The sequence below is a fragment of the Massilia sp. YIM B02769 genome, from assembly GCF_030411995.1.
GTDB lineage: Bacteria > Pseudomonadota > Gammaproteobacteria > Burkholderiales > Burkholderiaceae_D > Telluria.
In genome coordinates, this window is record NZ_JASNRC010000016.1 from 110,032 (window position 1) to 136,036 (window position 26,005).

The 26,005-nt window shown below is 65.1% G+C and carries 20 protein-coding genes and 1 pseudogene; 8 read left to right on the forward strand and 13 right to left on the reverse strand.

The annotated features are described in order from the left end of the window. Window positions 1–14 precede the first annotated feature (14 nt). Together QPK31_RS22870 and QPK31_RS22875 are read left to right on the forward strand one after the other, a co-directional pair. On the forward strand, window positions 15–488 hold the full coding sequence (locus QPK31_RS22870) for a hypothetical protein (protein WP_290425197.1): 474 nt from the start codon (window positions 15–17) through the stop codon (window positions 486–488). Beyond that, window positions 485–1,138 (forward strand): hypothetical protein, encoded by a 654-nt coding sequence (locus QPK31_RS22875; RefSeq protein WP_290425198.1) that lies wholly within the window; start codon window positions 485–487, stop codon window positions 1,136–1,138. Before QPK31_RS22870 ends, QPK31_RS22875 begins: the two co-directional genes overlap by 4 nt. Window positions 1,139–1,166: 28 nt before the next feature. Here QPK31_RS22875 and QPK31_RS22880 read toward each other — a convergent pair whose 3' ends face one another. Together QPK31_RS22880 and QPK31_RS22885 are read right to left on the reverse strand one after the other, a co-directional pair. Next, window positions 1,167–3,038: an ABC transporter ATP-binding protein/permease gene (locus QPK31_RS22880; RefSeq protein ID WP_290425199.1), complete on the reverse strand. Its 1,872-nt coding sequence runs from the start codon at window positions 3,036–3,038 to the stop codon at window positions 1,167–1,169. Between the two features lie 111 nt (window positions 3,039–3,149). Next, window positions 3,150–5,585: a TonB-dependent siderophore receptor gene (locus tag QPK31_RS22885; RefSeq protein ID WP_290425200.1), complete on the reverse strand. Its 2,436-nt coding sequence runs from the start codon at window positions 5,583–5,585 to the stop codon at window positions 3,150–3,152. Between the two features lie 206 nt (window positions 5,586–5,791). Here QPK31_RS22885 and QPK31_RS22890 point away from each other — a divergent pair, with 206 nt between their 5' ends. Beyond that, complete coding sequence (locus QPK31_RS22890; RefSeq protein ID WP_290425201.1) at window positions 5,792–7,003, forward strand: M48 family metalloprotease; 1,212 nt, start codon at window positions 5,792–5,794, stop codon at window positions 7,001–7,003. A gap of 128 nt (window positions 7,004–7,131) precedes the next feature. On the opposite strand, the gene QPK31_RS22895 is transcribed toward QPK31_RS22890, so the two are convergent. The 10 genes and pseudogenes from QPK31_RS22895 to QPK31_RS22940 form a co-directional block, all read right to left on the reverse strand. Continuing rightward, the gene (locus QPK31_RS22895) at window positions 7,132–7,908 is read right to left on the reverse strand and encodes a spermidine synthase (protein ID WP_290425202.1); all 777 of its coding nucleotides are present in this window, start codon (window positions 7,906–7,908) and stop codon (window positions 7,132–7,134) included. Between the two features lie 55 nt (window positions 7,909–7,963). Continuing rightward, window positions 7,964–8,566, reverse strand: coding sequence for a glutathione S-transferase N-terminal domain-containing protein (locus QPK31_RS22900; protein WP_290425203.1), 603 nt, complete (start codon window positions 8,564–8,566; stop codon window positions 7,964–7,966). A 24-nt stretch (window positions 8,567–8,590) separates the two neighbouring features. Next, window positions 8,591–9,907: a PAS domain-containing sensor histidine kinase gene (locus tag QPK31_RS22905; RefSeq protein ID WP_290425204.1), complete on the reverse strand. Its 1,317-nt coding sequence runs from the start codon at window positions 9,905–9,907 to the stop codon at window positions 8,591–8,593. A 64-nt stretch (window positions 9,908–9,971) separates the two neighbouring features. Then, complete coding sequence (locus tag QPK31_RS22910) at window positions 9,972–11,321, reverse strand: sigma-54 dependent transcriptional regulator (protein WP_290425205.1); 1,350 nt, start codon at window positions 11,319–11,321, stop codon at window positions 9,972–9,974. 33 nt (window positions 11,322–11,354) lie between these two features. Further along, entirely contained in the window at window positions 11,355–12,587 is a 1,233-nt protein-coding gene (locus QPK31_RS22915; RefSeq protein ID WP_290425206.1) for an FtsX-like permease family protein, read from the reverse strand. 29 nt (window positions 12,588–12,616) lie between these two features. Next, on the reverse strand, window positions 12,617–13,924 hold the full coding sequence (locus QPK31_RS22920; protein ID WP_290425207.1) for an ABC transporter permease: 1,308 nt from the start codon (window positions 13,922–13,924) through the stop codon (window positions 12,617–12,619). Window positions 13,925–13,934: 10 nt separating this feature from the next. Continuing rightward, window positions 13,935–14,657, reverse strand: coding sequence for an ABC transporter ATP-binding protein (locus tag QPK31_RS22925; protein WP_290425208.1), 723 nt, complete (start codon window positions 14,655–14,657; stop codon window positions 13,935–13,937). Between the two features lie 34 nt (window positions 14,658–14,691). Then, complete coding sequence (locus QPK31_RS22930) at window positions 14,692–15,198, reverse strand: efflux RND transporter periplasmic adaptor subunit (RefSeq protein ID WP_290425209.1); 507 nt, start codon at window positions 15,196–15,198, stop codon at window positions 14,692–14,694. A gap of 34 nt (window positions 15,199–15,232) precedes the next feature. Beyond that, a pseudogene (locus QPK31_RS22935) lies at window positions 15,233–16,051 on the reverse strand (HlyD family secretion protein); the annotation flags it as partial. 466 nt (window positions 16,052–16,517) lie between these two features. After that, window positions 16,518–18,302: a YbhB/YbcL family Raf kinase inhibitor-like protein gene (locus QPK31_RS22940; RefSeq protein ID WP_290425210.1), complete on the reverse strand. Its 1,785-nt coding sequence runs from the start codon at window positions 18,300–18,302 to the stop codon at window positions 16,518–16,520. 176 nt (window positions 18,303–18,478) lie between these two features. Between QPK31_RS22940 and QPK31_RS22945 the strand changes: the two genes are divergently transcribed. Further along, the gene (locus QPK31_RS22945; RefSeq protein WP_290425211.1) at window positions 18,479–20,062 is read left to right on the forward strand and encodes a hypothetical protein; all 1,584 of its coding nucleotides are present in this window, start codon (window positions 18,479–18,481) and stop codon (window positions 20,060–20,062) included. 235 nt (window positions 20,063–20,297) lie between these two features. Here QPK31_RS22945 and QPK31_RS22950 read toward each other — a convergent pair whose 3' ends face one another. Then, window positions 20,298–22,130: a phosphoethanolamine transferase gene (locus tag QPK31_RS22950; RefSeq protein WP_290425212.1), complete on the reverse strand. Its 1,833-nt coding sequence runs from the start codon at window positions 22,128–22,130 to the stop codon at window positions 20,298–20,300. Window positions 22,131–22,528: 398 nt separating this feature from the next. Between QPK31_RS22950 and rpsL the strand changes: the two genes are divergently transcribed. From rpsL to QPK31_RS22970, 4 genes are all read left to right on the forward strand, one after another. Continuing rightward, complete coding sequence (rpsL, locus tag QPK31_RS22955) at window positions 22,529–22,915, forward strand: 30S ribosomal protein S12 (RefSeq protein WP_056336781.1); 387 nt, start codon at window positions 22,529–22,531, stop codon at window positions 22,913–22,915. Window positions 22,916–23,051: 136 nt separating this feature from the next. Further along, on the forward strand, window positions 23,052–23,522 hold the full coding sequence (gene rpsG, locus QPK31_RS22960; protein ID WP_229439569.1) for a 30S ribosomal protein S7: 471 nt from the start codon (window positions 23,052–23,054) through the stop codon (window positions 23,520–23,522). 115 nt (window positions 23,523–23,637) lie between these two features. Continuing rightward, entirely contained in the window at window positions 23,638–25,743 is a 2,106-nt protein-coding gene (fusA, locus tag QPK31_RS22965; protein ID WP_290425213.1) for an elongation factor G, read from the forward strand. 82 nt (window positions 25,744–25,825) lie between these two features. Continuing rightward, window positions 25,826–26,005 (forward strand): GTP-binding protein (locus tag QPK31_RS22970; RefSeq protein WP_290425214.1); only part of this gene is annotated, 180 nt, incomplete at its 3' end.

Consider the following 26,005-nt stretch of genomic DNA (forward strand, 5'->3'; position numbering starts at 1 on the left):
AGAAAGGCAGGTCCATGAAAGTCGCATTCCATGCGAACGTCATCGACGAAGACACCAGGGCAATCGCGGACGCACTCGATCCTGTATTGAAGAAGCTGGCGCAGAGCCTGGACGGCGAGTATGGCGGCCCCATGGAACACTTGTGGATCCAGATAGAGATGCTCGCGTACCTGGCGCGGCCGGATGGACGGGCGCGCCATCCGTTCCGTTTCCAGAAGCGTGTTTCAGGCCGGTCGCGTCTCGGGCTTCCACCCAACCCTGACTGGCTCAACGTCGGTCATTTCAGCGTCAGGCCGGATTTTGCAAACCTGATTTCGCCCCCTGTCGAGGACGGGGTTCGGCACGTCCTGCAACGCATTCATGCCGCATCGGCCGTTTTGCTGGAAAAGCAGAAAAAGCTCGGCGGCTTCGATGCCGGGCTGTTTCGGGAGCGCATCCTGGTCAACTGTTCCTCTCTCGGCTATCCGCTGTCTCCGGACGCGCATTGAGTCCGGGTTCGGCTTCACGGCGGCCTGGCGCGCTGAAGACACTGTTACTGCTGCTTCTGCTGGAGGTGTTCCAGTCCTCTGCCAGCGCACACGACGCACTCGAGCCTTGTCGTGATGAACGCAACGATCCGTATCACACGCGTGTCAATGGTCTCATCGACAAGGCCGTCGGAAAGCCATCGTCAATCCAGCTGACGACGTATCCCTCATTCGCGTCTGAATCCGGATTGAGAGTCGTCGGAAGCGAACTCTATTTTGTGGAGTTCGCAAGGTCCTTCTGGGAAGAGTCGTTTGAACAGGTGTCCAGGCATAAGTACCGGATGAATTTCAAGAAGCCAGATATCCTCACGAGGACGCGCCATGCTCCGCTGAGCGCGCTGGCCGCGGACCGGATCAGGCGCGTGTACACCTCGGCGATCGCGAAGCCAAAGGAATCGGGCCACATGGGATTGGATGGCGTCAGTTACGTGTTCACGACATCCGACGGCGCCTGCGCCTGGACCTGGTCTCCCGAACCATCGACGCGAACCGGCAGGCTGGTCGAGCTACTGAAACGTTTGGAAAAGCATGCCACGTTATCGCTGCCGATCGATCTGCAGCGAAGCGAGAAGAACATCATGCAACTCGTTCGGGTCATGGAGGCCGATTAGCGATGTGCGGTGCCTGATTAGAAACGGCTTACCCCGCAGCCGCCATGACAGGCGCCGCCTGCACCAACTGCAAATTGGCAGCGCCGGTGCGCAGCGGCGTGACCGTGCCATCGAACTGATAGCTACTCGCTTCGTGCACTTCCCACGCGCCTTCGCCCAGCAGGCGCAGCACATGCGTGTGGTGGCGCAGCACGGCCGGACGGTGCGCGATGCTGATCAGGGTGGTGCCGCTTTCGCGCAGGCGTGCATACAAGGACGCCTCGTTGGCGCTGTCGAGCGCACTGGTGGCTTCGTCGAGGATGACGATGGACGGCGCATGCACCAGCACGCGGGCAAAGGCCAGGCGCTGCTGCTCGCCGACCGACAGCACTTTTTCCCAGTCCTGCACCGCATCCAGCCCGCCCACGCGCTCGGCCAGGCGCGGCAGGTGCACCTGTTCCAGGATCGCCAGCAACTGCGCGTCGTCGAGCGCCGACTGCCCGCTCGGGTACAGCAGCTGGCTGCGCAGCGTGCCCGCCTGCAGATAGGGCTGCTGGGGCAGGAAGAAGAAGCTCTCCAGCGGCGGGTGGTGGATGGTGCCGCTGCCGGTGTTCCACAGCCCCGCGATGGCACGCAGCAGCGAACTCTTGCCGCAGCCGCTTTCGCCGGTGATCAGGAGGGCGTCGCCCGGCTTCAGGATCAGGCTCAGTTCCTTGATCAGCACCCGCTCGGATCGCGGCGGATGCAGGGTCAGGGATTCCAGTGCGAGGTGGCTGGAAGGCTGCATCCGGATGCACGGCTGCGCGGCGTCGGCAGCGGCGCTGGTGGCCTCTGGCTCCGTCTCCGGCAGCATCAGCCGCGACAGGGCTTGCAGCCGGTCGATGCCCGCCACGAAGCGGCTCAGGCTCTCGAAGTTATCGACGATCACGCCGACGGCGGTCAGCACTGCCGTGAAGGCGCCGGCCGCCTGCACCGCGCGGCCCACTTCCAGCTCGCCCGACAGCACGCCCTGGGCCAGGATCACGAAGGGCAGCACCAGCGTCAATTGGCTGAAGGTGCGCTGGAACAGGTTGAGCGAACACTGCTTCCTGATCAGCTGCGCGAAGTTCTTGATCACGCTGTCGAACTTGCCGTCGATATGCGCGCGTTCCTGGGCTTCGCCGCGGTAGAAGGCAATCGATTCGGCATTCTCACGCAGGCGCATCAGGCTGAAACGGAAATCCGCTTCGCGCCGCAGCTGCCAGAAGTTCAGCTGGATCAGCGGATTGCCGAAGACGTAGAGGGCGACGACCGTGCCCACCAGCGCATACACCGCCAGCACGCCGACCAGCACCTTGGAGATCGACCACAGCACGGCGCTGAAGGCCACCAATTGCATGATCGAGCCGATGAAGATCAGCAGGAAGTGGATCGACCGGCCGGTAAAGGTGTTGATGTCTTCGCTGATGCGCTGGTCGGGGTTGTCGATCTCGCTGTTCGAGCCGAGCGCGTAGTACTTGCGGCCTGTCAGGTAGCCGTCGAGGAAGCGGCCGGTCAGCCAGCGCCGCCACCCGTTGGCGAAACGGTCGCGCATGTAGTAATAGAAGGCATACACCGGCACCGCAAAGGCCAGCACGAACAGGCAGGCGCGCACGGAGTTCCAGAAGCGGTCGCTGTTCCTGCCCGCCAGCGCCGAGGTCATTTCGCCCGCCTGGTTGTTCAGCATGACGGCCAGCTTGGTCTCGACCAGCATCAGCACGATCAGGAGCAGCAGCAAGGCCCAGGCGCTGCGCTTTTCCTCGCCCAGCCAGTAGGGCTTGGCCACGTTCACGAACTGCTTCCATGCAGTCAGCGACAAGGCTGCCGCCCGCCGCTTGTCGTTCGATGACGCTGGGACCTCGGTGGTCCCGGTGGCGGAAGGTGCGGAGCTGGGCGTGTTCATGATTCGTCACTTGCTGTGGTCAACCGGCGGTTGCTGTACGACCCCAGCATAGGACCGCGCCCGGCCCTGTTCAGTGCGGAAACAAACACAGCATGTATTTATACTTTCCTGTTAGAACGCATATTCGGCGCGGGCGTAGTAGCTGCGGCCATTGATGCCGAAGGGGCAGGTTTCCCAGCAGTGGGTGAAGCCCATCTGCGGGAAGGGGGCGGCGCGCACCGGGTCCCAGCGCGTCGGGTAGGTGTCGAAGACGTTGTTGGCGCCGGCCGACAAACTCAGGTTGCGCGACACGGAGAAACGCAGCGCCAGGTCGACCAGCCACTTCGCATCCCAGGTCTGGACATAGGGCGTGGTGAAGCCCTGGCCCTGCACCTTGCCGTAGTAATTCGCGCGCAGGTTCGCGTTCCAGGCGCCGCGCGTGAAATCGGCGGCCACCACGTGGTGCTGGCGCGGCTGGCCGCGTTCGATCAGCGTCACCTGCGCATCGTCGAACAGCTGGGCGCCGCTCAGCACGCTCGATTGCGAATGGCGCGCTTTCACCTTCGTGCGGTTCAGGCCCAACTGGCCGGACAGCACCAGCTTGCCGCCGGCGACGCCGCGCGTGGTGTGCTCGGCGGTGATGTCCAGTCCGCGCGTTTCGGTGTCGATCGCGTTGGTGAAGAACTGGGCCTGGCCGACGCGCAGCGGCGCCAGGATGGTGCGGATCGGGCAGGCGGCCGGCGTGGCGCAGGCGCCGGTTTCGGGCGAGATCGTGCTGGAAAAGACGATGCGGTCGTCGATGTCGGTGCGCCAGACGTCGGCCGTGATGCTGAAGTTCGGCGCCGGACGCAGTAGGATGCCGGCGCTGGCGCTGCGCGATGTCTCTTCCTTCAGCGGCGCGATGCCGAAGGCGCGCGTCACCGGGCTGCCTTCGCGTGCGGTGAGGGTGTCGGTGAGCACGCCGGCGCCGTTCAAATTGGTCGACACCGAGCTGTAGAACTTCTGCTGCACCGACGGCGCCCGGAAACCCGTGGACGCGCTGGCGCGCAAGGCGACACTGCGGCTCGGGTCGTAGCGGGCAATGAGCTTGCCCGTGGTGGTGCTGCCGAAGTCGGAATAGCGCTCGCGCCGCAGGGCCGAGCCGAGCGTGAGCTGCTCGCTCCATTTGTGTTCGGCGTCGATGTAGAAGGCGGTGTTGTGGCGGCCTGCATAGACTTCATTGGCCGGCGTGTAGCCGGGGAAGCCCTGGATGCCGGCCTGGGCGATGCCGCCGTGCTGGTCGCGGATGCGCAGCGCCGGGTTGTTGGTGCGGCCGTACTGGTACGACACCGGCTCGCCCGCCTCGATGCGGTAGCTGTCGCGCCGGTACTCGAAGCCGGCACCGACGAAAATCGGCTGATCGAGGAAGTGCAGCGTGCCCTTCAGGTCGAGGTTGAAGGTCGACTGGTGGAAGCCCAGCGTGCCGGTATAGGCCTCGAAGGGCGACTCGCACTTGCAGGGATTCTCGTACCAGTAGCTGACGTTGATCGAATTGCGTTCGTTGAACACCAGTTCGCTGCGGCCGTGGTTGAAGCTGGCGTCATATTTCCAGCCGCCGCCCAGCTCCCCGCGATAGCCGAAGGCCAGTGAAGCGTCGCGCACTTCGGTACGGATCTCGGGCAGGAAGCCGTCCGGGTACACGGCCGGCACGTTGCGCGCATCTTCGCGCGGGCGGAAGAAACCGGCCGCTTCGCCAGTGCGCTTCGAGGCGCCGCCGAACAGGTAGAGTTCTCCGCCGCCGAGCGGCAGCGCGGCATTCGTCCACACATAGGCGTCCTTGGCGCGGCTGTCGCCGATGCGCTGGGTCACGCGCGCCGGCGTCACCCGCAGCGTGTCCGGTCCGGCGCGGTTGGTTTCGCCGCGGCGGCGGCCTTCGATGGCAAGGGACAGGAAACCGCCATCCGAACCCAGCGCAAAGCCGTGGTATGCGCTGGCGCCGAAGGTGTCGCCGTCACCCTCGGACGTGGTGCCGGCGCTGGCGCCGACCAGGCTTTTGCCCGCCCCTTCCTTCAGCACGATGTTGATCACGCCGGCAATCGCGTCCGAGCCGTACTGGGAGGCGGCGCCGTCGCGCAGCACTTCGATGTGGTCGATGGCCGACATCGGGATCGCATTGATGTCGGTGCCGGCCGAGCCGCGTCCGACCGTCTGCTGCACGTTCACCAGCGCCTGCTGGTGGCGCCGCTTGCCGTTCACCAGCACCAACAGCTGGTCCGGCCCCAGGCCGCGCAGGGTGGCCGGGCGGATGATGTCGGTGCCGTCGCTGATGAAGGTGGTGCTGAAGTTGAACGAGGGGTCGAGTTCCTGCAGCGCCTTGCCCAGCTCCAGGGTACCGGTCGACGCCAGGTCCTGGCTGCCCACCAGGCCGACCGGCACTGCCGTGTCGAGGGCCGAGCGGGCGGCGGCGCGCGAGCCGATCACCACCACGGTATGGGGCGCCTCCTGGTCGGCAGTCTGTGCCTGCGCTTGCGGAAAGGCGGCCAGCAGGGCGGCGGCGAGCAGGGTGGGATGCAGCGTGGGGTGGATCATCGCGGTTCCTCATTGAAGATGGTCATTGACCGGGAAATCTTGCTCGCGATAACTCTTCTGGGCTTGCGATGCGACAACACTGCCACGGGAAGCCTGCTCCCTGTGTCTAACTGGCAACACCTAGCTGAACAGTCTGTTTATTTCCTCTAGACAATAAAGTAAAGTTGTCATGTTGGAATTACAAACAGACAATCGAAAGGTGTGCAATGGATTTGGTGTACAAGAACGAGCGCTCGCTGTTCGTCGTGATGCTGGTGTTGTCGCTGATCGTCTGGGCCGGCCTGGTGGCAGGCATGGGCGGGGCGGTGTTCGGTTACGCGCTGATGTTCTTCCTGTTCTACTGCTTCGCGCAGTCCGCCCTGATCTCCTACCTCAAGGGCAATGCCGTGCGCATCACGCCCGAGCAGTTTCCCGACCTCGACGCGCAGATCAACGCCTGCTGCTTCAAGCTGGGCCTGGAGCGCGCGCCAGACGCCTACCTGCTGCAGATGGGCGGCTCGCTGAATGCCTTTGCCACCCGCTTCCTCGGGCGCGACTTCCTGGTGCTGTACTCGGACGTGGTCGACGGCCTGCACGACAACCCGGACGCCCTGAATTTCTACATCGGCCATGAGATCGGCCACATCAAGCGCAAGCACCTGAGCTGGGGCACCGTGCTGCTGCCGGCCTCGATCCTGCCGCTGATCGGCGCCGCCTATTCGCGCGCCCGCGAGTACACCTGCGACCGCCACGGCCTGGCCGCCTGCGAGCAGCCGGTCAACGCCGAATTCGGCATGGCCGCGCTGGCGGCCGGCGGCAAGCGCTGGCGCACCATGAACAACAGCGCCTTCATCGAGCAGTCGCGCGAGACCGAGGGCTTCTGGATGTCCTTCCACGAACTGGTCGGCGACTACCCGTGGCTGGTCAAGCGCATGGCCGCGGTACGCGCCCTGGCTGCCGGCCAGGAGCCGCGGCAGCCGCGCCGCCACCTGCTGGCGACGCTGCTGGCGCTGTTCGTGCCGCGCCTGGGAGGCGCCGCCGCCGGCAGCATGGGCGGCCTGATCGCGCTGGTGGCGATGGCCGGCATCCTGGCGGCGGTCGCCATTCCGGCCTACCAGGAATACACGCACAAGGCGGTGGCGATGAGCGCCTACGCCACCGGCCAGCAGGCCAGCGCCAAGGTCGAGCACTACCTGGCCGAACATGGCCGCATCCCGACGCTGGCCCAGGCCGGCATCCCGGCCAATCCGGGCGGGCAGGTGCGCGAAATCGAGATCGATCCGAAGAACGCCGTGCTGCGCGTGATGACCAGCATCGACACGAAAGAGGGCGCCGGCACGCTGGTGTTCGAGCCCTCGCTCGACGAGGACGGCAAGGTGTCGTGGAGCTGCAGCGCCGAAGGCATCGCGCAGCGTGCCTTGCCGGCGGAGTGCCAGTGATCGTGTGACTGTTGGAGCGCGGTCTTATTTGAGCGCCTGACAAAACCTTCAGGGCAAGGCGCACCGGCGAAGACAGTACGCTAGTACGGCGAGACGGTGCAACGCTGCCATGGAGGTTTTTCAGGCGCTCATTCTGTCTGGTCGCGCATCCACTCCTTCAGGCCATTCACCCAGTTCTTGGCCGGCAGGTTGTAGCGCCGCTTGATCTCGCCGGCACGCTCGTAGAGCACGGCGAAGTCGATCTGCGGCGCGTTCTTGAAGGCGATGACGACGATGTTCGCGTCGTGCACCTCGGGCAGCCAGACCACGGCGTCGAACACCTCGCGCATCGCATCCAGGTTCTTGTCGTAGCTGGACAGGTCGCCGAACACGTTCGTGGTCATGATGCCGTTCGGGCTGAGACAGTCGAAGCAGCCTTGATAAAACTCCGGCGTGTCGAGCACCGGGCCGCGCGCTTCCTCGTCGTACAAATCCACCTGCAGCACGTCGACCTGGCCGTGGTTGGCCGCATCGAGCACGAAGTCGAGCGCGTTCATCTCGCGCACGTCCAGGCGGTGATCGTTCGGCGGCAGCTCGAACAGCGCGCGGCAGATGGCGATCACGTTCGGATTCAGTTCGGCCGCGGTCACGCGTGCCTCGGGAAAGCGGCGGTGGCAGAACTTGGTGAGCGCTGCGCTGCCCAGGCCCAGCTGCACGATGTGGCGCGGATTGTCGAGGAAGAGCAGCCAGGCCATCATCATCTGCACGTATTCCAGCTCGATCGCATCCGGCCGCGCCAGGCGCATTGCACCCTGTTCCCAGGAAGTGCCGAGGTGCAGCGAGCGCACGCCCTCGAATTCGGTGATGGTGGCGGGTGGGTGGCCCGGCTGGGCGAAGCGGGGATCGAAGGGAGGCGGCTTGGACATGGCGAGGCGTTCTGCGGTGAAGGCCGATCTTACCAGAGCACCGCGCCTGCTCGCCTCAAGGCGTGCCGTTGCGGCCGTACTGGCGGCAGGCGTCGCGCGCGTCGAGTTTCTCCAGCCAGGCCGCGACGTGCGGATAATCGGGACGGTCCATCGGCGTCATCAGCCAGCGGTTGGCGGAGAGGCCCAGCACGATGTCGGCCAGGGTGAAGTCCGCGCCGGCCACATATGCCCCGGTCTTGCCCAGCTGGGCGTCGAGGATGCCCATGTGCCGGTTCCAGCCCCGGATGCCGGCGTCGATCTGCGCCGGGTCGGTGTGGGCGGGACTGTGCCGCACCAGCGCCATGAAGGCGTAGCGCCAGGCGGTGTTCAGTTCGGTCGCCTGCCAGTCCATCCATTGTTCGACCTGTGCGCGTGCGCCGGCCTCGCGCGGCAGCAGCGCTTCGCCGTCGTAGCGCGTGCACAGGTAGCGGCTGATGGTGTTCGATTCCCACAGCACCAGATCACCGTCGACCAGCACCGGCACCATCCGGTTCGGGTTCAGGGCGGCGTGGACCGCGTCGCTCCACTCCTCGCGCGCAAAGGGCAGGGCGAGTTCGGCGCAGGTCCAGAGCACCTTGCGCACGTTGATCGATGTGGCTTTACCGATAATCTTCAGCATGCGGCGGCTCCGGTGAATGAAAGGTCAGATGGGCAGGATCATGGTCACCGCCAAGCCGCCGCCTTCGCGGTTGGCCAGCAGCACGCGTCCGCCATGGGCTTCGGCGATTTCGCGCACCAGCGCCAGGCCCAGGCCGGTGCCGCTGCGCTTGGTGGAGTAAAACGGCACCAGGGCATTGGTCAGCACCGCTTCGCTCATGCCGCTGCCGCGGTCGGCGACCTCGATGCGCAGCAGGTCCTGGGCGCGCCGCACCTGCAGCTCCACCTCGTCCGGCGGCGAGCCCGATTCGTGGGCGTTCTTCAGCAAATTCAGCAGGGCCTGTTCCATCTGGCTGCGGTCGAAGCGGGCCGCTTCCTCGGGCAGTGCGCCGCTGATGCGGAAGGGCACCTGGGCCTGCAGATGCGCTACCACCTCGCTCCAGGCGCAGGGCGCGATGCGCGGCGCGGGCAGCTTGGCAAAGCGCGCGTAGCCGAGGATGAAGCTCTCCAGGTGGCGGGTGCGCTCGCCGATGGTTTCCAGGATCATCGGCAGGCGCTCGGTCTGGCCGCGCCGCACCAGTTCCGCACCGGAGTGGGCCAGCGACGCGAGCGGCGCCAGCGAATTGTTCAGCTCATGGCTGATCACGCGGATCACCTTTTTCCAGGTCTGCACTTCCTGGCGCCGCAGTTCGGCCGTCAGGTGGCGCAGCAGCAGCAGTTCGTGCCGGCGCCCGTTCAAACTGAAATGGCTGCGCGCCAGGTGGTAGACCTCTTCGTCCTCGCCTTCGCCGGCCGTGAACAGGCCATCGCCGCCGCGCGCCAGCGCGTCGACCAGGGCCGGGCTGGCGTGCTCCAGCAAGGCGTCGAGGCGGTGGCCTTCGAGCTTGCGCCCGTCGGCCAGCAGCTGGCGCGCCGCCAGGTTGGCGTACACCACGGTGCCGGCGCGCTGCGGCAGGTCGGCCACCAGCAGCATCGCCACCGGCGTGTTCTGCACCATGGTGTCGAGCAGCAGTTCGCGCTGCACCAGGTCGCGCCGCTGCTCGCGCAGCACGGTGCCGAGCGCATTGTGCGAGGCGACCAGGTCGGCCAGTTCGTCGTCCTGGGGCCAGTGCAGGCTGAAGGAAAAGTCGCCGTCGCGGTAGCTGCTGACGGTGCCTTCCAGCGCGCGGAACAGCGACAGGATCGGTTGCACCTGCGAGCGCACGGTGATGATCGCGAGCGGCACCACGCAGGCCAGGCAGAGCACGAACACCAGCAGCGGCCGGCCGGGAAGGAAGTGCTCGAGCGCCAGCGCGATCAGGATGCCGACCGCGAGCAGGGTGCCGACCAGGGCCGAGAAGCGGGTGACGAGGGACAGGCGCATGGTGGCGGAGCGTCAGCGGGTGTGCGGGCGCTGGTTGGACGCGTGGACGGGAGACCCGTCCACCCTACGCACTCCTGCCGATGCCGAGGCGCTCCATGCGCCGGTACAGGGCCTGGCGCGACAGGCCGAGTTCGGACGCCGCCTGCGAGACCACGCCGCCGGCGCGCGTCAGGGCGGAGATAATCGCGTCGCGGTCGGGCTCGGCTTCGGGCGCCGGCGCCGGCGCCGCTGCCGCCGGCAGGCCGAGGTCGGCCACGTGTATCAGTTCGCCTTGCGCCAGCAGGTTGGCGCGCGCCATCACGTTCTTCAGTTCGCGCACGTTGCCGGGCCAGGCATGGGCCAATAACGCGCTTTCGGCGCCGCGGTCGAGGCGCTTGCCCGGCGCCAGGAAGCGCGTGGCCAGCGGCAGGATGTCGCCGGGGCGCGCGGCCAGCGCCGGCAGGCGCAGTTCGATCACGTTCAGGCGGTAGAACAGGTCTTCGCGGAAGGTGCCGGCGTGGATCATCGCCGCCAGGTCGGCGTTCGTGGCGCTGACCACGCGTACCTTCACCTGCCGCTCGCGGTTCGAGCCGAGGCGTTCGAAGCGGCCGGTTTCCAGCACGCGCAGCAGTTTCATCTGCCCGGCCAGCGGCAGGTTGCCGATCTCGTCGAGGAACAGGGTGCCGCCGTCGGCCGCCTCGAACTTGCCCTCTCTCGCCTTCGAGGCGCCGGTGTAGGCGCCGGCGTCGGCGCCGAACAGTTCGGCCTCGATCAATTCCGACGGCAGGGCGCCGCAGTTCAGCACCACGAAGGGACCGTCCCTGACCTGCGAATTGGCCTGGATGATCTCGGCGATGCGTTCCTTGCCGGTGCCGTTCGGGCCGGTGATGAGCACGGGCACGTCGGCGCGCGCCACCTGGCAGGCCAGTTGCAGTACACGTTCGGTGGCCGGGTCGGCCCAGACCAGGCCGCGCAGGTCGTACTGGTTTTCCAGTTCGCGCCGCTCGCGCCGTTCGCGTCCCACGCGCTGGGCCAGCGCACGGTTCGCCTGCCCCAGTTCCACCAGATTGGTGACCGTGGCCAGCAGGCGCTCGTCGTTCCAGGGCTTGGGCAGGTAGTCGGCGGCCCCGGCCTTCACCAGGTCGACCGCCGCGTCCAGGTGGGTCCAGGCGGTGAGCAGGATCACCGGCAAATCCGGATGACGCGCCCGGATCTGCCGGAACAGGGCCACGCCTTCCTCGCCCGAGGTGGTGTCGGCGCTGAAGTTCATGTCCTGGATCACCAGGTCGATCCCTTCGACACCCCTGCGCGCCAGCAGCGCCAGCCCTTCCTCGGGGGAAGCCGCATGCAGCGCCGCGATGTCGTGCAGCGAAAACAGCACGTCGAGGGCGACGCCGACGGCGGCGTTGTCGTCAATGATGAGTACAGTGGGCATGGCCGTCAGCATAGCATCGCGTCCTGTACTGCGTCAGGTACTGCGGGTGGCCAGGGCCGGCGAGATGCTCGCCGCGCGCCAGGCCGGCCCATAGGCCGACAGGATGCCGATGGCCCAGAACACGATGGCCCCAGCCACCAGGTACACCAGCGGCAGGCGCGCCATCTCCAGGCGCGACACCAGCAGCGCGTTCAGGCCTACGCCCAGCAGCACGCCGCCAACGACGCCGGCGCTGGTGATCATCACGTTCTCGACGATGAAGTAGCGCAGGATGTCGAGCTTCCTGGCGCCAAGGGCGCGGCGCACGCCGATCTGCTTGCGGCGCTGGTTCACCCACAGGGTGGCCATGCCGACGATGCCGCTGCAGGTAATCAGGAGCAGCAGCGCGCTGACGGTGACCAGCATCCACGACAGGGCGGTATCGGCGCGGTAGCGGTCCTTGCGGTCGTCCTCGACGGTCTTGATGCGCAGGATCATCGGCGTGGCCGAGGACTTGCGCAGCGCCTGCTCGGCTTCCTGCATCACGCGGTCGCGCTGGCCCGGTTCGCTGCGGATCGCATACATCGCGCCGCCGTTGCCGTACTGGCGCGCCGGCATGATCAGCGAAAAGATGCCGGTCTCGCCGATCTCGGCGTGGGCGCTGATCAGGTCTTCGACGACGCCGATCACCTGGGCGCCGGTCGCCGAGCTGCCGGTGCCGAAGTACATGGTCTTGCCGACCGCCGGCGCGCCCGGCCACAGTTTGTCGGCCAGCGGCCTGGTGACGATCACCAGGGTCGGCACCTCGGCATTCGTCTGCTCGTTCACCTCGGGGATGTCCTGCGGGTGGAAGTCGCGTCCTTCCACCAGCTTCAGGCCCAGGGTCTTGACCATCGAGTCGCCCGTGAAATAGGTCGCGGCGTAGCCGCTCTCGCGCTGCTGGCGGTTGTCGGCGGCGATGCTGGTGGTGCCGCCGCTTTGCGACATCGGCATCTGCGACACCTGCGCCACCGAGGCCACGCCCGGCACGGCGCGCAGCACCTCGAGCTCGCGCTTGATGGTGGCCAGCATCTGGTCCGGCGTGTCCTGGTTCAGGTTACGCACCGAAAAATAGAAGGTCGCGGCTTCGTCGGATAGTCCCGACGGGCGCGCCGCCACTTCGCGCCGTTCGTTCACGATGTGCAGGGCGTTGGCCAGGATCGCCAGGCTGAGCGCAACCTGCATCGCCACCAGGATCGGGCCGGTCTTGTTGCGCAGCAGCGCGGACAGGATGGGTCGGATTTCCATGTTCAGTCTCTCTTATGATCGGTGGACGGTTATTGCGACTTGAGCTGGATGGCCGGCGTCACCTGGCAGGCGCGCCAGGTCGGCAGCAGGCCGGCAACCAGCGCCGCGCACAGCGAGATCGCGAAGGTCAGCCCCAGCATTTCCCAGTCCATGCGCGCCATGGCCGCCATGCTGCGGCTTTGCATGCCGATCAGCGCCAGCGCGCCAAAGGCGAGCAGCAGGCCGAGCAGGCCGCCGGCCAGGCCGATCACGCCGGTCTCGATCAGGAACTGCTGGAAGATGGCGCGGCGCGAGGCGCCCAGCGCGCGGCGGATGCCGACTTCCGACGCACGTGCCGAGAACTTCGCCAGCAGCAGGCCGACCGTGTTCACCAGGCACAGGATCAGGAAGCCGAACGCGAGCCAGGCCGACAACTTGGTGTCGTTGCCGACCACCTTGCGCACTTCCATCCAGGCCATCACGTCGTATAGTTCGATCGGAGCGTTGCGCTTCAGGCGTCCCAGCTTGCGCTGTTCGCCGGCATAGTTCTCGAGGAAGGATTGCAGGTCGGCGCGCTCGAAGGCCGAGCGGGTCTCGAACCAGAACTGGATCCAGGTGCATTCCGAGGCCAGCAGGCTGGCATAGCCGGGATCGCGCACTTGGCTGCAGTTGACGCTGCCGTAGGGCGTGAGTTCCTTGCGCACCGCCGTGGCCATCGGGATCATGAATTCCTCGCCGGTGGCCGGGCCGCTGCCGATCAGCTTGTAGTAGCGCGGCATCGGGTTCCAGTCGCCGAGCACGCCGACCACGGTGAAGGGCTCGCGGTTCATGATCAGGCGCTGGCCGACCGGGTTGGCGTCGCCGAACAGTTTTTCGGCCACGGTGCGGTTCAGGATCACGACGTTCGCGCCGCGCGCCTCGTCGTCCGCGGTCCAGGGCTGGCCGTGCAGGAAGGGCACGTCGAACATGGCGAAGAAGGCGCGCGTCGGCGCCAGGCCGTAGGCCTGGAAGGCCGGGATGTCGCTGCGCGGCGGCTCGACCGACATGCCGGTGCCGAACATGGCGGTGGCGCGTTCGGCCGGGTGCTTGCGCAGCAAATTCATCGCGTCCGGGTAAGCCATCTGCATGTCGACCGGCTCGGCGCCGGGCACGTAGCCGTCGGGCTGGCCGTTGTCGATGAAGGGCACGAACAGGCGGTCGCTCTTGCCCGGGATCGGGTCGCCCGACATCACGTGCAGGATGGCGAGAGTGGAGACGCTGGCCGCCACGCCGACCGCCAGGATCAGCACCATCAGCGCGGTGAGGGCCGGATTGCGGCGCAGGTTGCGCAGGCCGAGCTTGAAGTAGTAGGCGAACATGGCTGTGTCCTCAAGCGGTCGCGCCGGCGGTGGCGGCACCGGCATCGACCAGCGAAGGCGTGTGCCGCACCAGGTCGGACACCTGGCCGTCGATGATGTGGACATTGCGGTGGGTGCGCACCGCCAGTTCCGGATCGTGGGTGACCATCAGGATGGTGGTGCCGGCTGCGTTGATTTCTTCCAGCAGTTCCATCACGCCGCGCGCCATGTGCGTATCGAGGTTGCCGGTCGGTTCGTCGGCCAGCAGCAGTTTCGGCGAGCCGGCCAGGGCGCGCGCGATCGCCACGCGCTGCTGCTGTCCGCCCGACAGTTCCGCCGGGTAGTGCTTCATGCGCGAGGCCAGGCCGACCTTGGCCAGCGCGTCCTCGATGCGGCCCTTGCGCTCGCGCGCATTGAAGCCGCGGTAGCGCAGCGGCACGTCGACGTTGTCGAACAAATTCAGGTCGGGGATCAGGTTGAAACCCTGGAAGATGAAGCCGAGCTTTTCGTTGCGCAGGCGCGAGCGCGCCGCATCGTCCAGGCCTTTCACGTTGACGCCGTCGAGGATGTATTCGCCCGAGGTGAATTCCTCGAGCAGGCCGGCGATGTTCAGGAAGCTGGTCTTGCCGGAGCCGGAAGGACCGGTCACGGTGACGAATTCGCCCTGCTTGACGTCGATCTCGAAGCCGCGCAGAGCGTGGGTCTCGATCATGTGGGTGCGGTACACCTTGGAGAGGTTGGTCATGCGCAGCATGGGATGTCCTTTCGGGTTTGTTCGTATCGGTTGTTCAGTTGATGGCGACCTGCGCGGCGTTCTTGAAGGCGTCGGTGCCCGAGACCACGACCTGGTCGCCCGGCTTCAGGCCGGACAGGATCTCGACCGCCGAGATGCTGGTGGCGCCGATGCGGATCGGCGTGCGCACCGCAAGGCCGTCGCGCACCACGTAGGCAAAGCGTCCGCCCTCGTTTTCCACGAAGGGGCCGCGCTGCACCATCAGCACGTTCGGCTTTTCCTCGATCAAGAGGCGCGCCGTGACGCGCTGGCTCTGGCGCAGGCCTTTCGGCTGGTCGCCATCGAAGCGCACGCGCGCCAGCACCTGGTTCTTCACCACTTCCGGCGACAGCGCGGTGAGCTTGCCGGTGGCGCTGCCGGAGGGCAGGGTGATCTCGGCGTTCATGCCCAGGCCGAGGTCGGACACATAGGTTTCCGGGACTTCGATCTCGACTTCCAGGCGCGACAAATCGACCAGGGTCATCAGCGGGGCGTTGGCGGCCACNGCCGAGGTCGGACACATAGGTTTCCGGGACTTCGATCTCGACTTCCAGGCGCGACAAATCGACCAGGGTCATCAGCGGGGCGTTGGCGGCCACCACCATGCGGTTCTGGACGTTCAGGGTGCCGATGAAGCCGTCGACCGGCGCGCGCACGGTGAGCTCGTCGACGCGGCGCTGGGCGTTCGCCATCGACAGGCGCGCGCGTTCCAGTTCGTTGCTCTTGGTGCGGATCGCCAGGGCGACGTCGTCGCCTTCCAGGTTCGCGGCCTGGGTGGCGTGGCGGGCGCGGATCTGGGCCGAGTTCAGGGCGTCCTTGGCTTTCTGGTAGTCGATCTTGGCGATGATGCCGACCTGGCCGACGCTGTCGTAGCGCTCCAGGGTGCGCTGGGCCGAGAGGCGGTCGATCTCGGCGGTATCGGCTTCGCGCTGGGCCAGCAGCTTTTGCTTGCGCGAGAGGATCTGCTGGCGCGCGACTTCGGCCTTCAGCTGTTCATAGGTGGACTGTTCGCGCTTCAGGGCGTCGGACAGGTCGGGCGATTCGAGCACGGCCAGGACGTCGCCCTTCTTCACCGTGTCGCCGGCGGCCACCTGCAGGTTGACGATGGCGGGGGCGGTGGAGAACAGGGTCGGGCTGACGGCGGCGACCACGCGGCCGTTGACCGAGGCGTCGCGCACCAGGGTGCCGCGCCCGACTTCGGCGATGCGCAGGCGGCTGGCGCTGACCGAGTGCTCGCCCCTGCTCCAGCCGGAGAAGAGCAGGGCGCTGGCGGCGACCAGGACGGCGACGATGCCGGCGACCAGGGCGGGGCGCTTGAATTTGTGGGATGGCGGCGCGGTGACGACGGCGTCCTGGTGGGAAGTATCGCGGATCATGGTGTGTGCGGGTAACGACGTGATGCGGTCGTTGTTGCATGATCCGTGCCAGGAGTTAAGTCATTGATTTTGCAGGGGTGGGAGTGCGGACGGAGGTGTCCGGCGTTGTCCGCGCGGGGATGGGCGAGCGTACGCGGACACGGGTGTGTTCGCGAGGTGTGCGGGCGTTATCGGGGCTGTTGCCTGTGCCATTATTCGTATGCATGATCCGCGTGGGCACGGGGGTGCCCACCGTACGGGACACGCCACGTATCCGGTTTCGCATGATCTCGTCGATAACGTACGTATCCGCGTTTCGTATTATCTCGCCGATAACGTGTCCGGTTTCCCATGATCTCGCCGATAACGGTGACCGTAGGGTGGGCCGGGCCGCGCTAGGCACCCCGTGCCCACGCGGATTCAACCCACCACGAACAGAACAGGCAACAGCCCCGACAACGCCCGCACACCACCGTTCAACACGACATCACTTCTGCGGCTTCTGCTTCTGCCCATACTTCCCGACGATCTCGCCCTTGGCCATCACATGCCCCTGCATCGCCTTGAGCAGCGTATCGCGGTCGGCCCCGAACGGCACCTCCAGCATCGCATCCAGCGCATACACCTGGAAATGATAATGATGCGCCGCTTCGCCCACCGGCGGCTTCGGCCCGTAATATCCCAGCGACCCGCGCGTATTCCGCCCCTGCAGCACGCCTTCGGGATCGGTCAGCCGCGCCTGCTCCTGCACGCCCTCCGGCAAGCTGGTCACGTTCCCCGGAATATTCCACGCCAGCCAGTGCACGAAGGGCGTGACCGGTTTCGCATCCGGATCCTCGGCAATGATCGCGTACGACTTCGCCCCCGGCACCGCCTTCCACGACAGCGCCGGCGACACGCCGTCCGCATACTCGCTGTACTTCTGATCCATCGCCGCACCGTTGCGGAACGAGGACGAGCTCACCGTCAATGCGCCCGAGGCCTGGGTCTCAGACCGCTTGTTCGCCAGCGGCACCCCATTGCCCTTGTTCGCCTGCTGCTCCATCGACCCGGCCGGCGGCACCGCAGCCGCACCGTTCGGCGCCGAAGCCCCGGAACCGGTATAGGCCACGCGGTAGATCACGCCGTTCGCATCGTCCGCCATCAACAGCGCCCCATCCCTGGCAAACGCCAGCCCCACCGGGCGCGCGATGTGGGTCTTGCCGCCATCGGTCAGGAAACCGGTGACGAAGGGCTCGATGCTTTTCGCCTGCCCATTCTCGAAACGCACGCGCACGATCTCGTAGCCCGAGGCGGGATTGCGGTTCCAGGAGCCGCGCATGGTGGCAAAGGCGTCGCCACGGTATTGCGTCGGGAAGCTGCTCTTGTCGGCGAAGACGAACTGCATCGGCGCCGCGTGCGCGGTATAGCCCAGCACCATCGGCGTGCTGCGTGCCTTCCACTCCTGCTTGCTGATCTCGCCCACCGGCGTGCTTTGCGGGTAGATCTCGCCGGCGCCGTAGACGTGCGGCCAGCCGTACTGCTTGCCCATCTCGATCTTGTTCAGTTCTTCCTGCTGCTGGTTATCGCCCAGGAAGTCGATGCCGTGGTCGAAGCCCCAGAGTTCGCCGGTCTGCGGGTGCCAGGCGAAACCGATGGTGTTGCGCAGGCCGCTGGCGAAGATGCTGCGCGATTTGCCGTCCGGCGAGGCGCGCAGCAGGGTCGCGTTTTCCGGGTTGGTCTCGTTGCAGGTATTGCAGGTGCTGCCGACGCTGATATACAGCATGCCGTCCGGGCCGAAGGCGATCGTGCGGTTGGCGTGCTGGCCGGCGTCGGGCAGGTCGCCGATCAGCATCTTCAGGTCGCCCAGGCGGCCATCGGTCTTGATGTCGGCGACGAATAGTTCCTTGGCGGTGATGAGATAGAGCTTGTTGTCGCGGATCGCCAGGCCGTGGGCGCCGGCGCGGTTGGCCACCGTGACCGGGGCGCCGTCGGCACGGCCGTCGCCGTTGGTGTCCTTCAGCAGCAGCACGTCGCCCTGGTCGCGCCGGCTCAGGTACACGTCGCCGTTCGGCGCCACCGCGATGATGCGCGCGTTCTTCAGGCCGGTGGCAAAGGCAGTCACCGTAAAGCCGCTCGGCGCCTTGATCGCGCGGATGCGCTCGGCGGTCGGTTCCACCTTGTCGGGCTTGAAGATGTTGATGTTGGTGGCGAAGCGGGTGCCGTCGCCTTGCTGGGCGAGGGCGCCGGATACTGCAAGGCCCATCAGGGTAGCCGCGAACGCGCGTTTCATCGTGCAGTCCTTTCGTGTCGATATCGTCGGGTAAGTGTCGGTCGACCCATCCTGCCAGAGACGCCCACAGCGGTATGTGGGGGAACGAACACTGGATGAGCTCGCCTGCTGTTGATTTTTGTCAACTTGTCCATAGATGAGGCCTGGATACTTCCCACCTTTGCCCGGAAACGACCATGACCGCCTTCGCCGCCTCGCTGTTCGACTCGTTCAGGAAGGGAGCGCGCAGCCTGCTTGCCTGGCCGGATGCGACCCCGATCGACTACCCCTTCGCCGACAGCGACATCGCCCAGCTGCACCGGGTGGCCCCGGCAAGCGATGCACCGCTCGACGACCAGACCTGGAACGACCTGCTGCTGCCGCGCTACCACGAGAGCCTGAGCGGGGGCGTCAGCATCTTCGGGCGCCAGGGACTGTACCGGCGCCTGCGCGGCGGCGCCAGCGATGCCGAATGCGCGGACCAGGCCGACCGCCTGCGCGCGCTGATGGCCGATCCGGCGCGGCGCACGCAGCTGGAGGCGTCGCTGCGGCCCTTGCGCGACGCCGATACCGAAACGGCGGACCTGCTGTTCGAGGGAAAGGCGCTCCCTGCACCGGCCTGGCTGCGCTGGACCTGGCTGCTGCCGCTGGCGCTGCTGGCCTCGATTGCCGGGGTCATCCTCACGCCCTTGTCCTGGCTGGCCACGGCGGGCATCCTGTATCTGCTGATCGCCGGGCAGATGCGCTACCACGAGCGGGTCGAAGCCTGGAAGCGCGCGTTGAATACGCTGCAGATGCTGCTCCTGGCGAGCAGCACCGTCGGCACCCGCGACGCGGCGGCGCCGGACGCACTGCGCGAGGGCGCCCAGCACGCCGCCAAACTGAGTGGGCGCCTGTCGCGCTCGATGTTCACACGCATGAGCCAGGACGGCGGGGCCTACGGCGACTGGTTCATGCTGTCGAACGTGAAGCACTACTTCCGGACCCAGGCCATCGTCTTTGCCGAGCGCGATTTTTTGATCGGCTGTTACCTGGCCTGCGCCGAGCTCGAGGCAGACCTGGCGCTGGCGCGCAGCCTGCTCGCATCCTCGCAATGGTGCTGGGCTGAGCGGAGCAGCGGCGCCATCGAGATCGGGGCCGGCGTGCATCCGCTGCTGGCGGCGCCGGACGGGTTGTCGGTGGCATTGAAGGACAAGGGCGCCTTTATCTCGGGGCCGAACGGTTCCGGCAAGAGCACCTTCCTGCGCATGCTGGGGCTGAACCTGGTGGTGGCGCGGGCCTTCGGCTTCTGCCATGCGCGCCGCGCGCGGCTGCCGGCGCTGCCGGTATATGCCAGCATGCAGAACGAGGATTCACTGCTGGAGGGCCAGAGCCTGTACATGGCCGAGCTGCGCCGGGCAAAGGAATTGATCGCGCTGGCCGAGGGGCCGCATCCGGGTATCTGTTTGATCGACGAGATCTTCAGGGGCACGAACCACGTGGAGTCGGTGGCGTCGAGCGCGGCGGTGCTCGATACGCTGGCGGCGCGGTCAAAGGTGGTGGTGTCGTCGCATAACCTGGTGCTGGCGTCGCTGCTGGAGCACCGGCTGGAGGCGCTGTGCATCGGCCGCGACGAGGAGGGCCGCCTGGTGCTGGCGCCGGGCGTGCTGGCGCAGACCAACGGTATCGCGCTGCTGGCGTCGCAGGGATTCGGGCCGGAGATCGAGGGGAAGGCGAAGAAGGTGGCGGACTGGCTGGAGTCTTACCTGGGCCAGCCCGAAGCGGGTGCGCATGTGCTGTAGGGTGGGCGCCTCTGTGCCCACGCGTTACGTGTGCATGGTGATTGCTTCTTAAGTGAACGTTGCGCAGTGTTGGCAGTGCAAGCATAACGCGTGGGCACGGGGCGCCCACCCTACGGAGCCACGCATTCACGCCCACAAGCACATCGCGGGGTATCGAACGGCGATTGAACGCGTGGACGGCGAAGCCGTCCACCCTACGCAACGGCCGATCAAGCGTTTCAGGCCAGTGCGATCGTCACCTGCGCGGCAGCGGCGTCCCCTTGTCGATCACCTCGCGGCAATCGCCGCGCATGCGCGCATTGTCGTAGTCGGTCCAGCCATAGCTGTCGACGTAGCGCTTGTGGCGCTTCCACTGCGCGCTGGCGATGCTCCACTCCAAACGCTCGCCCGGATAGCGGATATCGCCCAGATCAACCAGCGTATGGAACACGTTCTCGGTCGACAGCCGCGCGGCGCGGTGGCGTTTCAGCTGTTCCACCTTGGCCGGGTACAGCGCCGCATACACGTCCGAATACCAGACAAAGGCCGGCACGTGGAATTCGTATTGCGTGTTGTGGCCGTGGAAGGCCAGGTCGCAGGACTTGTCGTACAGGGTCTGGCCATGGTCGGCCACGTACATCAGGGCCGCCGCCTTTTCCGGCGATCTTAACTTGTCGATCACCTGGCTCAGGAACCAGTCCGTGTACAGGATCGAGTTGTCGTAGCTGTTGCTCATGCGCGGCTCGATGGCGTCGTCGGTGACCACCGGCTTGTCGACGCCGCGCAGCGAAGGTGTCCATTTGTCGAACCGGGCCGGATAGCGGTGCGCATAATTCCAGTGGCTCCCCAGGGTATGCAGCACGATCAGTTTTTTCGGGGCCGGGTCGTCCAGCGCCCGCGCCAGCGGATCGAACAGCACCTCGTCCAAGTTCGAGCGCGTAGTAAAGCCGCCCAGGTTCAGGAACTCGACCGTGTCGGCTTCCTTGGCGAACACCGACACCGGCGTGTCGAACTTGCCGAAGGAGATCTGGTTCGACAGCCAGAACGTCTTGTAGCCGGCTTCCTTGAAGGCGGTCAGGAAGGACTTTTCGGTGAAACCATCCTTCAGGCTTTGCATCGCGGGTTTGCGCGAAATGATCACCGGCACCGACAGGCGTGTGGCCGATACCGAGGTGATCAGGTCCTGCAGCGGCACCAGGTTCTCTTCCTTGGCCAGCAGCGGATTGGTCTCGCGCGTGTAGCCGTTGATGCTCCAGCGGTCGTAGCGCGCCGATTCGCCCAGCACCATGACCAGCACGTCGGGCGCATTCGCCGGGTCGCCCTGGCGCGCGTCGAAGCGGAACGCGGCGCTACGCCGGTTCAGGTCGGCGAGGTACCGGCGTTCCTTGTAAAAATCGACACCGCGCGCCACCAGGCCGAAGGGCCAGGAACGGGCAAAGGCATCCAGCTCGACCGGCAATTTGGCCCAGCCTGGCAAGCGCGGCGCCGTCCAGGTTGTGGCCGAGGCGGAAACCGTGGCGGACGCCGCCGGCTTGGCCGCCGCCGCCAGGTGCACGCGCGCGGCGGTAGCAGCAGCAGGCTTGGGCTCCGGCGCGACGCCCACCTTCTTTTCGTAGGCAAACACGGCCACCGCCAGCCCGAGCACGCCCAGCACGACCCAGCGCGAGCTGTCGTTCCAGTCGAGTTGCCGGGTCTTCCAGGCCGCGCGCCAGCAGCTGGCCCACCAGGCCAGGACACCAAGCAGCACCGCCACCAGCAGCCAGGCCTTGGAACCGAGGAACTCCATCGCTTCGAGTGGACTGGTCTCGGCCATGATGCCGAGGTGGTGGGTCGAGATGCCCTGGCCGTAGTAGGTATATAAATAGAGCTCGGTCGGCAGCGCCAGGAAGGCCGGCAGCAGCAGCGGGTGGAACCAGGCCGGCCGCTTGAACAGGGCCCATGCCGCGATCCAGGCGATGACTTCGACGCCCAGCACCTGCAGCGGACGCGTGACCGGCAAGCCCAGCAGCAGCGGATAGAAGGGCATCGCCGACAGCAGCACGTATGTCAGCACGAGGTAGAAGGTGGCCGGAGGCAGGGATGAACGCAACGGCAAACGCACGGGCAGACGCATGGGACAGGAACGGCAGAGGAAAGTCGGCTATTATCCGATCTTTATCGCCGGAAAAGCTATTCCTGCCGTGCAAGGCGCTTCCACGGGGCATTGCCGCTTGTGTCAGGACTACCACAAACCCGCCTGTTTACCGGCCATTTCAGCCAGGCTCTCCCTGCACTGCCAGTAAACCGGTTGACCACACTTTGCGAGAAGTCTATACTCGCGAGTTCTCGATTTATTCTGGCAATCGTATACGCTCTCGCAGCCGCTCCTTTCGTGAGTGGCTTTCGTCGCCTCCGCTGTCAGTCTTGGAACGGGACTAGGTTTCAGTCCCCGGGTCGCCTTTGCGCGATTCGGGTCATCAACTGTAGTACTTTGTTGGATTAGGAACGATGCCAACCATCAATCAACTGATTCGCAAGCCGCGCGTTGCTGCGGTTGTGAAGAGCAAGTCGCCGGCACTTGAAAACTGCCCGCAAAAGCGCGGTGTCTGCACCCGTGTGTACACCACGACCCCGAAGAAGCCTAACTCGGCTCTGCGTAAAGTCGCCAAAGTTCGCCTGACCAACGGTTTCGAAGTCATTTCGTACATCGGCGGTGAAGGCCACAACCTGCAAGAGCACAGCGTTGTCCTGCTGCGCGGCGGTCGTGTCAAGGACTTGCCAGGTGTGCGTTACCACATGGTCCGCGGCGCACTGGATACCCAGGGCGTGAAAGACCGTAAGCAAGCTCGCTCGAAGTACGGTGCGAAGCGCGCTAAAGCAGGCGCCAAGAAGTAAATCCTGCGGCCCTGTCATCGACAGGTCACATTGAAAAGTTAAGTTGAGCCGGCCGGAAGGCCGAGTAAGTGAAAGATCATGAGGGTCTTTCGCGAGTGCTGAAAAAGCACTCAACTGAAGATAGGAAGGAATTGAAATGCCACGTCGTCGTGAAGTACCCAAGCGCGATATCCTGCCGGATCCAAAATTCGGTAACACCGATGTCGCCAAGTTCGTCAACGTTCTGATGCTGTCCGGTAAGAAGTCGGTCGCTGAAAACATCATCTACGGTGCGTTCGAATACATCCAGTCGAAATCGGGCAAGGACCCGCTGGAAGTGTTCGCAGCCGCGATCAACAACGCCAAGCCAATGGTGGAAGTGAAGTCCCGCCGCGTCGGCGGCGCCAACTACCAGGTGCCAGTTGAAGTTCGTCCGGTTCGTCGTATGGCGCTGTCCATGCGTTGGTTGCGCGAAGCCGCAAACAAGCGCAGCGAAAAATCCATGCCACAACGCCTGGGTGGTGAACTGATGGAAGCCGCGGAAATGCGCGGCGGCGCGATGAAGCGCCGTGACGAAGTCCACCGCATGGCAGAAGCGAACAAGGCGTTCTCGCACTTCCGCTTCTAAAAATATGGCCGGGTTCCCTTGGGGCTTGGCCGTGCAGTATCTGTTGTTCAGGCCGGGCGCGTTTTGATCTCAAAATGTTGCCCGGTTTTGTCCATTCAAAGATTTAGGAAAAATTATGGCACGCACTACCCCCATTGAGCGCTACCGCAACATCGGTATTTCCGCTCACATCGACGCCGGCAAGACGACCACCACCGAGCGCATCCTGTTCTACACGGGTGTGAACCACAAGATCGGTGAAGTGCACGACGGCGCCGCTACCATGGACTGGATGGAGCAGGAGCAGGAACGCGGCATTACCATTACCTCGGCAGCGACGACCTGCTTCTGGAAGGGTATGGCCAACAACTTCGAGCCGCACCGCTTCAACATCATCGATACCCCGGGCCACGTCGACTTCACCATCGAAGTGGAACGTTCGATGCGCGTCCTGGACGGCGCCTGCATGGTTTACTGCGCAGTCGGCGGCGTGCAGCCACAGTCGGAAACCGTGTGGCGTCAGGCTAACAAGTACAAGGTCCCACGTCTGGCATTCGTCAACAAGATGGACCGTACCGGTGCGAACTTCTTCAAGGTGTACGAGCAGATGCGCGCTCGCCTGAAGGCCAACCCGATTCCTCTGCAGATCCCGATCGGCGCCGAAGACAACTTCAAGGGCGTGGTCGACCTGGTCAAGATGAAGGCGATCCTCTGGGACGACGCTTCGCAGGGCATGAAGTTCGACTACGTCGACGTGCCGGCTGAGCTGGTCGATCAGGCCAACGAATGGCGCGAAAAGCTGGTCGAAACCGCCGCTGAAGCGTCGGAAGACCTGATGAACAAGTACCTGGAAGAAGGCGAACTGTCGGAAGCCGACATCAAGAAGGCACTGCGCGAGCGTACCATCGCGGGCGAAATCGTCCCGATGATGTGCGGCACCGCTTTCAAGAACAAGGGCGTTCAGGCAATGCTGGATGCGGTCATCGAATACCTGCCATCGCCAGTGGACATTCCACCGGTCGGCGGTACCGACGAAGACGACCAGCCGGTCACCCGTAAGGCCGACGACAGCGAGAAGTTCGCTGCGCTGGCATTCAAGATCATGACCGACCCGTTCGTCGGCCAGCTGATCTTCTTCCGCGTGTACTCGGGCGTCATCAATTCGGGCGACACCGTCTACAACCCGATCAAGGGCAAGAAGGAACGCGTCGGCCGTATTCTGCAGATGCACGCGAACCAGCGCGAAGAAATCAAGGAAGTCCGTGCAGGCGACATCGCTGCTGCGGTCGGCCTGAAAGAAGCGACCACCGGCGAAACCCTGTGCGATCCTTCGGCACCGATCATCCTGGAAAAGATGGTCTTCCCTGAGCCTGTGATTCAACAGGCAGTCGAGCCGAAAACCAAGGCCGACCAGGAAAAAATGGGCCTGGCACTGAACCGCCTGGCACAGGAAGATCCGTCGTTCCGCGTGCGTACCGACGAAGAATCGGGCCAGACCATCATCGGTGGTATGGGCGAGCTGCACCTGGAAATTATCGTCGACCGCATGAAGCGTGAATTCAACGTCGAAGCGACCGTCGGCAAGCCACAGGTTGCCTACCGCGAAACCATCCGCAAGGCAGTCACCGATGTCGAAGGCAAGTTCGTCAAGCAGTCGGGCGGCCGCGGCCAGTACGGTCACGCAGTCCTGACCATCGAACCGCAAGAGCCAGGCAAGGGCTTCGAGTTCGTCGACGCCATCAAGGGCGGTGTGATTCCTCGCGAATACATCCCTGCGGTGGAAAAGGGTGTGCGCGAAACCCTGACCAACGGTGTCCTGGCTGGCTACCCAGTCGTGGACGTCAAGGTCACCGTCACCTTCGGTTCGTACCACGACGTCGACTCGAACGAGAACGCGTTCCGTATGGCCGGTTCGATGGCATTCAAGGACGGCTGCCGTAAAGCATCGCCAGTCATCCTGGAGCCGATGATGGCCGTGGAAGTGGAAACGCCGGAAGACTACGCCGGTTCCGTGATGGGCGACCTGTCGTCGCGTCGCGGTATGGTGCAGGGCATGGACGAAATCCCAGGCGGCGGCGGCAAGATCATCAAAGCCGAAGTGCCTCTGTCGGAAATGTTTGGTTACTCGACCTCGCTGCGTTCGGCGACCCAGGGCCGTGCAACCTACACGATGGAATTCAAACACTACTCGGAAGCGCCGAAGCACGTCATCGACGCGATCGTGACTGCCAAGTCGAAGTAATTAGCAGTATCTGCCGTGGCGGGTGTCCGCCACGGCTACAATAACAAACACAGTAAAATCGTTCTTTTAAAGGAAGATCAAAATGGCAAAAGGTAAATTCGAACGGACCAAGCCGCACGTCAACGTCGGCACCATTGGCCACGTCGACCACGGCAAGACCACCCTGACCGCAGCAATCGCAACCGTCCTGTCGAAGAAATTCGGCGGCGAAGCAAAAGCATACGACCAGATCGATGCTGCTCCGGAAGAGAAAGCACGCGGC

Coding starts and splice junctions, on each gene's coding strand:
- QPK31_RS22870 (WP_290425197.1), top strand. CDS start 15: ATGAAAGTCGCATTCCATGCGAACGTCATCGACGAAGACACCAGGGCA.
- QPK31_RS22880 (WP_290425199.1), bottom strand. CDS start 3,038: ATGAACACGCCCAGCTCCGCACCTTCCGCCACCGGGACCACCGAGGTC.
- QPK31_RS22885 (WP_290425200.1), bottom strand. CDS start 5,585: ATGATCCACCCCACGCTGCATCCCACCCTGCTCGCCGCCGCCCTGCTG.
- QPK31_RS22890 (WP_290425201.1), top strand. CDS start 5,792: ATGGATTTGGTGTACAAGAACGAGCGCTCGCTGTTCGTCGTGATGCTG.
- QPK31_RS22895 (WP_290425202.1), bottom strand. CDS start 7,908: ATGTCCAAGCCGCCTCCCTTCGATCCCCGCTTCGCCCAGCCGGGCCAC.
- QPK31_RS22900 (WP_290425203.1), bottom strand. CDS start 8,566: ATGCTGAAGATTATCGGTAAAGCCACATCGATCAACGTGCGCAAGGTG.
- QPK31_RS22905 (WP_290425204.1), bottom strand. CDS start 9,907: ATGCGCCTGTCCCTCGTCACCCGCTTCTCGGCCCTGGTCGGCACCCTG.
- QPK31_RS22910 (WP_290425205.1), bottom strand. CDS start 11,321: ATGCCCACTGTACTCATCATTGACGACAACGCCGCCGTCGGCGTCGCC.
- QPK31_RS22915 (WP_290425206.1), bottom strand. CDS start 12,587: ATGGAAATCCGACCCATCCTGTCCGCGCTGCTGCGCAACAAGACCGGC.
- QPK31_RS22920 (WP_290425207.1), bottom strand. CDS start 13,924: ATGTTCGCCTACTACTTCAAGCTCGGCCTGCGCAACCTGCGCCGCAAT.
- QPK31_RS22925 (WP_290425208.1), bottom strand. CDS start 14,657: ATGCTGCGCATGACCAACCTCTCCAAGGTGTACCGCACCCACATGATC.
- QPK31_RS22940 (WP_290425210.1), bottom strand. CDS start 18,302: ATGAAACGCGCGTTCGCGGCTACCCTGATGGGCCTTGCAGTATCCGGC.
- QPK31_RS22945 (WP_290425211.1), top strand. CDS start 18,479: ATGACCGCCTTCGCCGCCTCGCTGTTCGACTCGTTCAGGAAGGGAGCG.
- rpsL (WP_056336781.1), top strand. CDS start 22,529: ATGCCAACCATCAATCAACTGATTCGCAAGCCGCGCGTTGCTGCGGTT.
- rpsG (WP_229439569.1), top strand. CDS start 23,052: ATGCCACGTCGTCGTGAAGTACCCAAGCGCGATATCCTGCCGGATCCA.
- fusA (WP_290425213.1), top strand. CDS start 23,638: ATGGCACGCACTACCCCCATTGAGCGCTACCGCAACATCGGTATTTCC.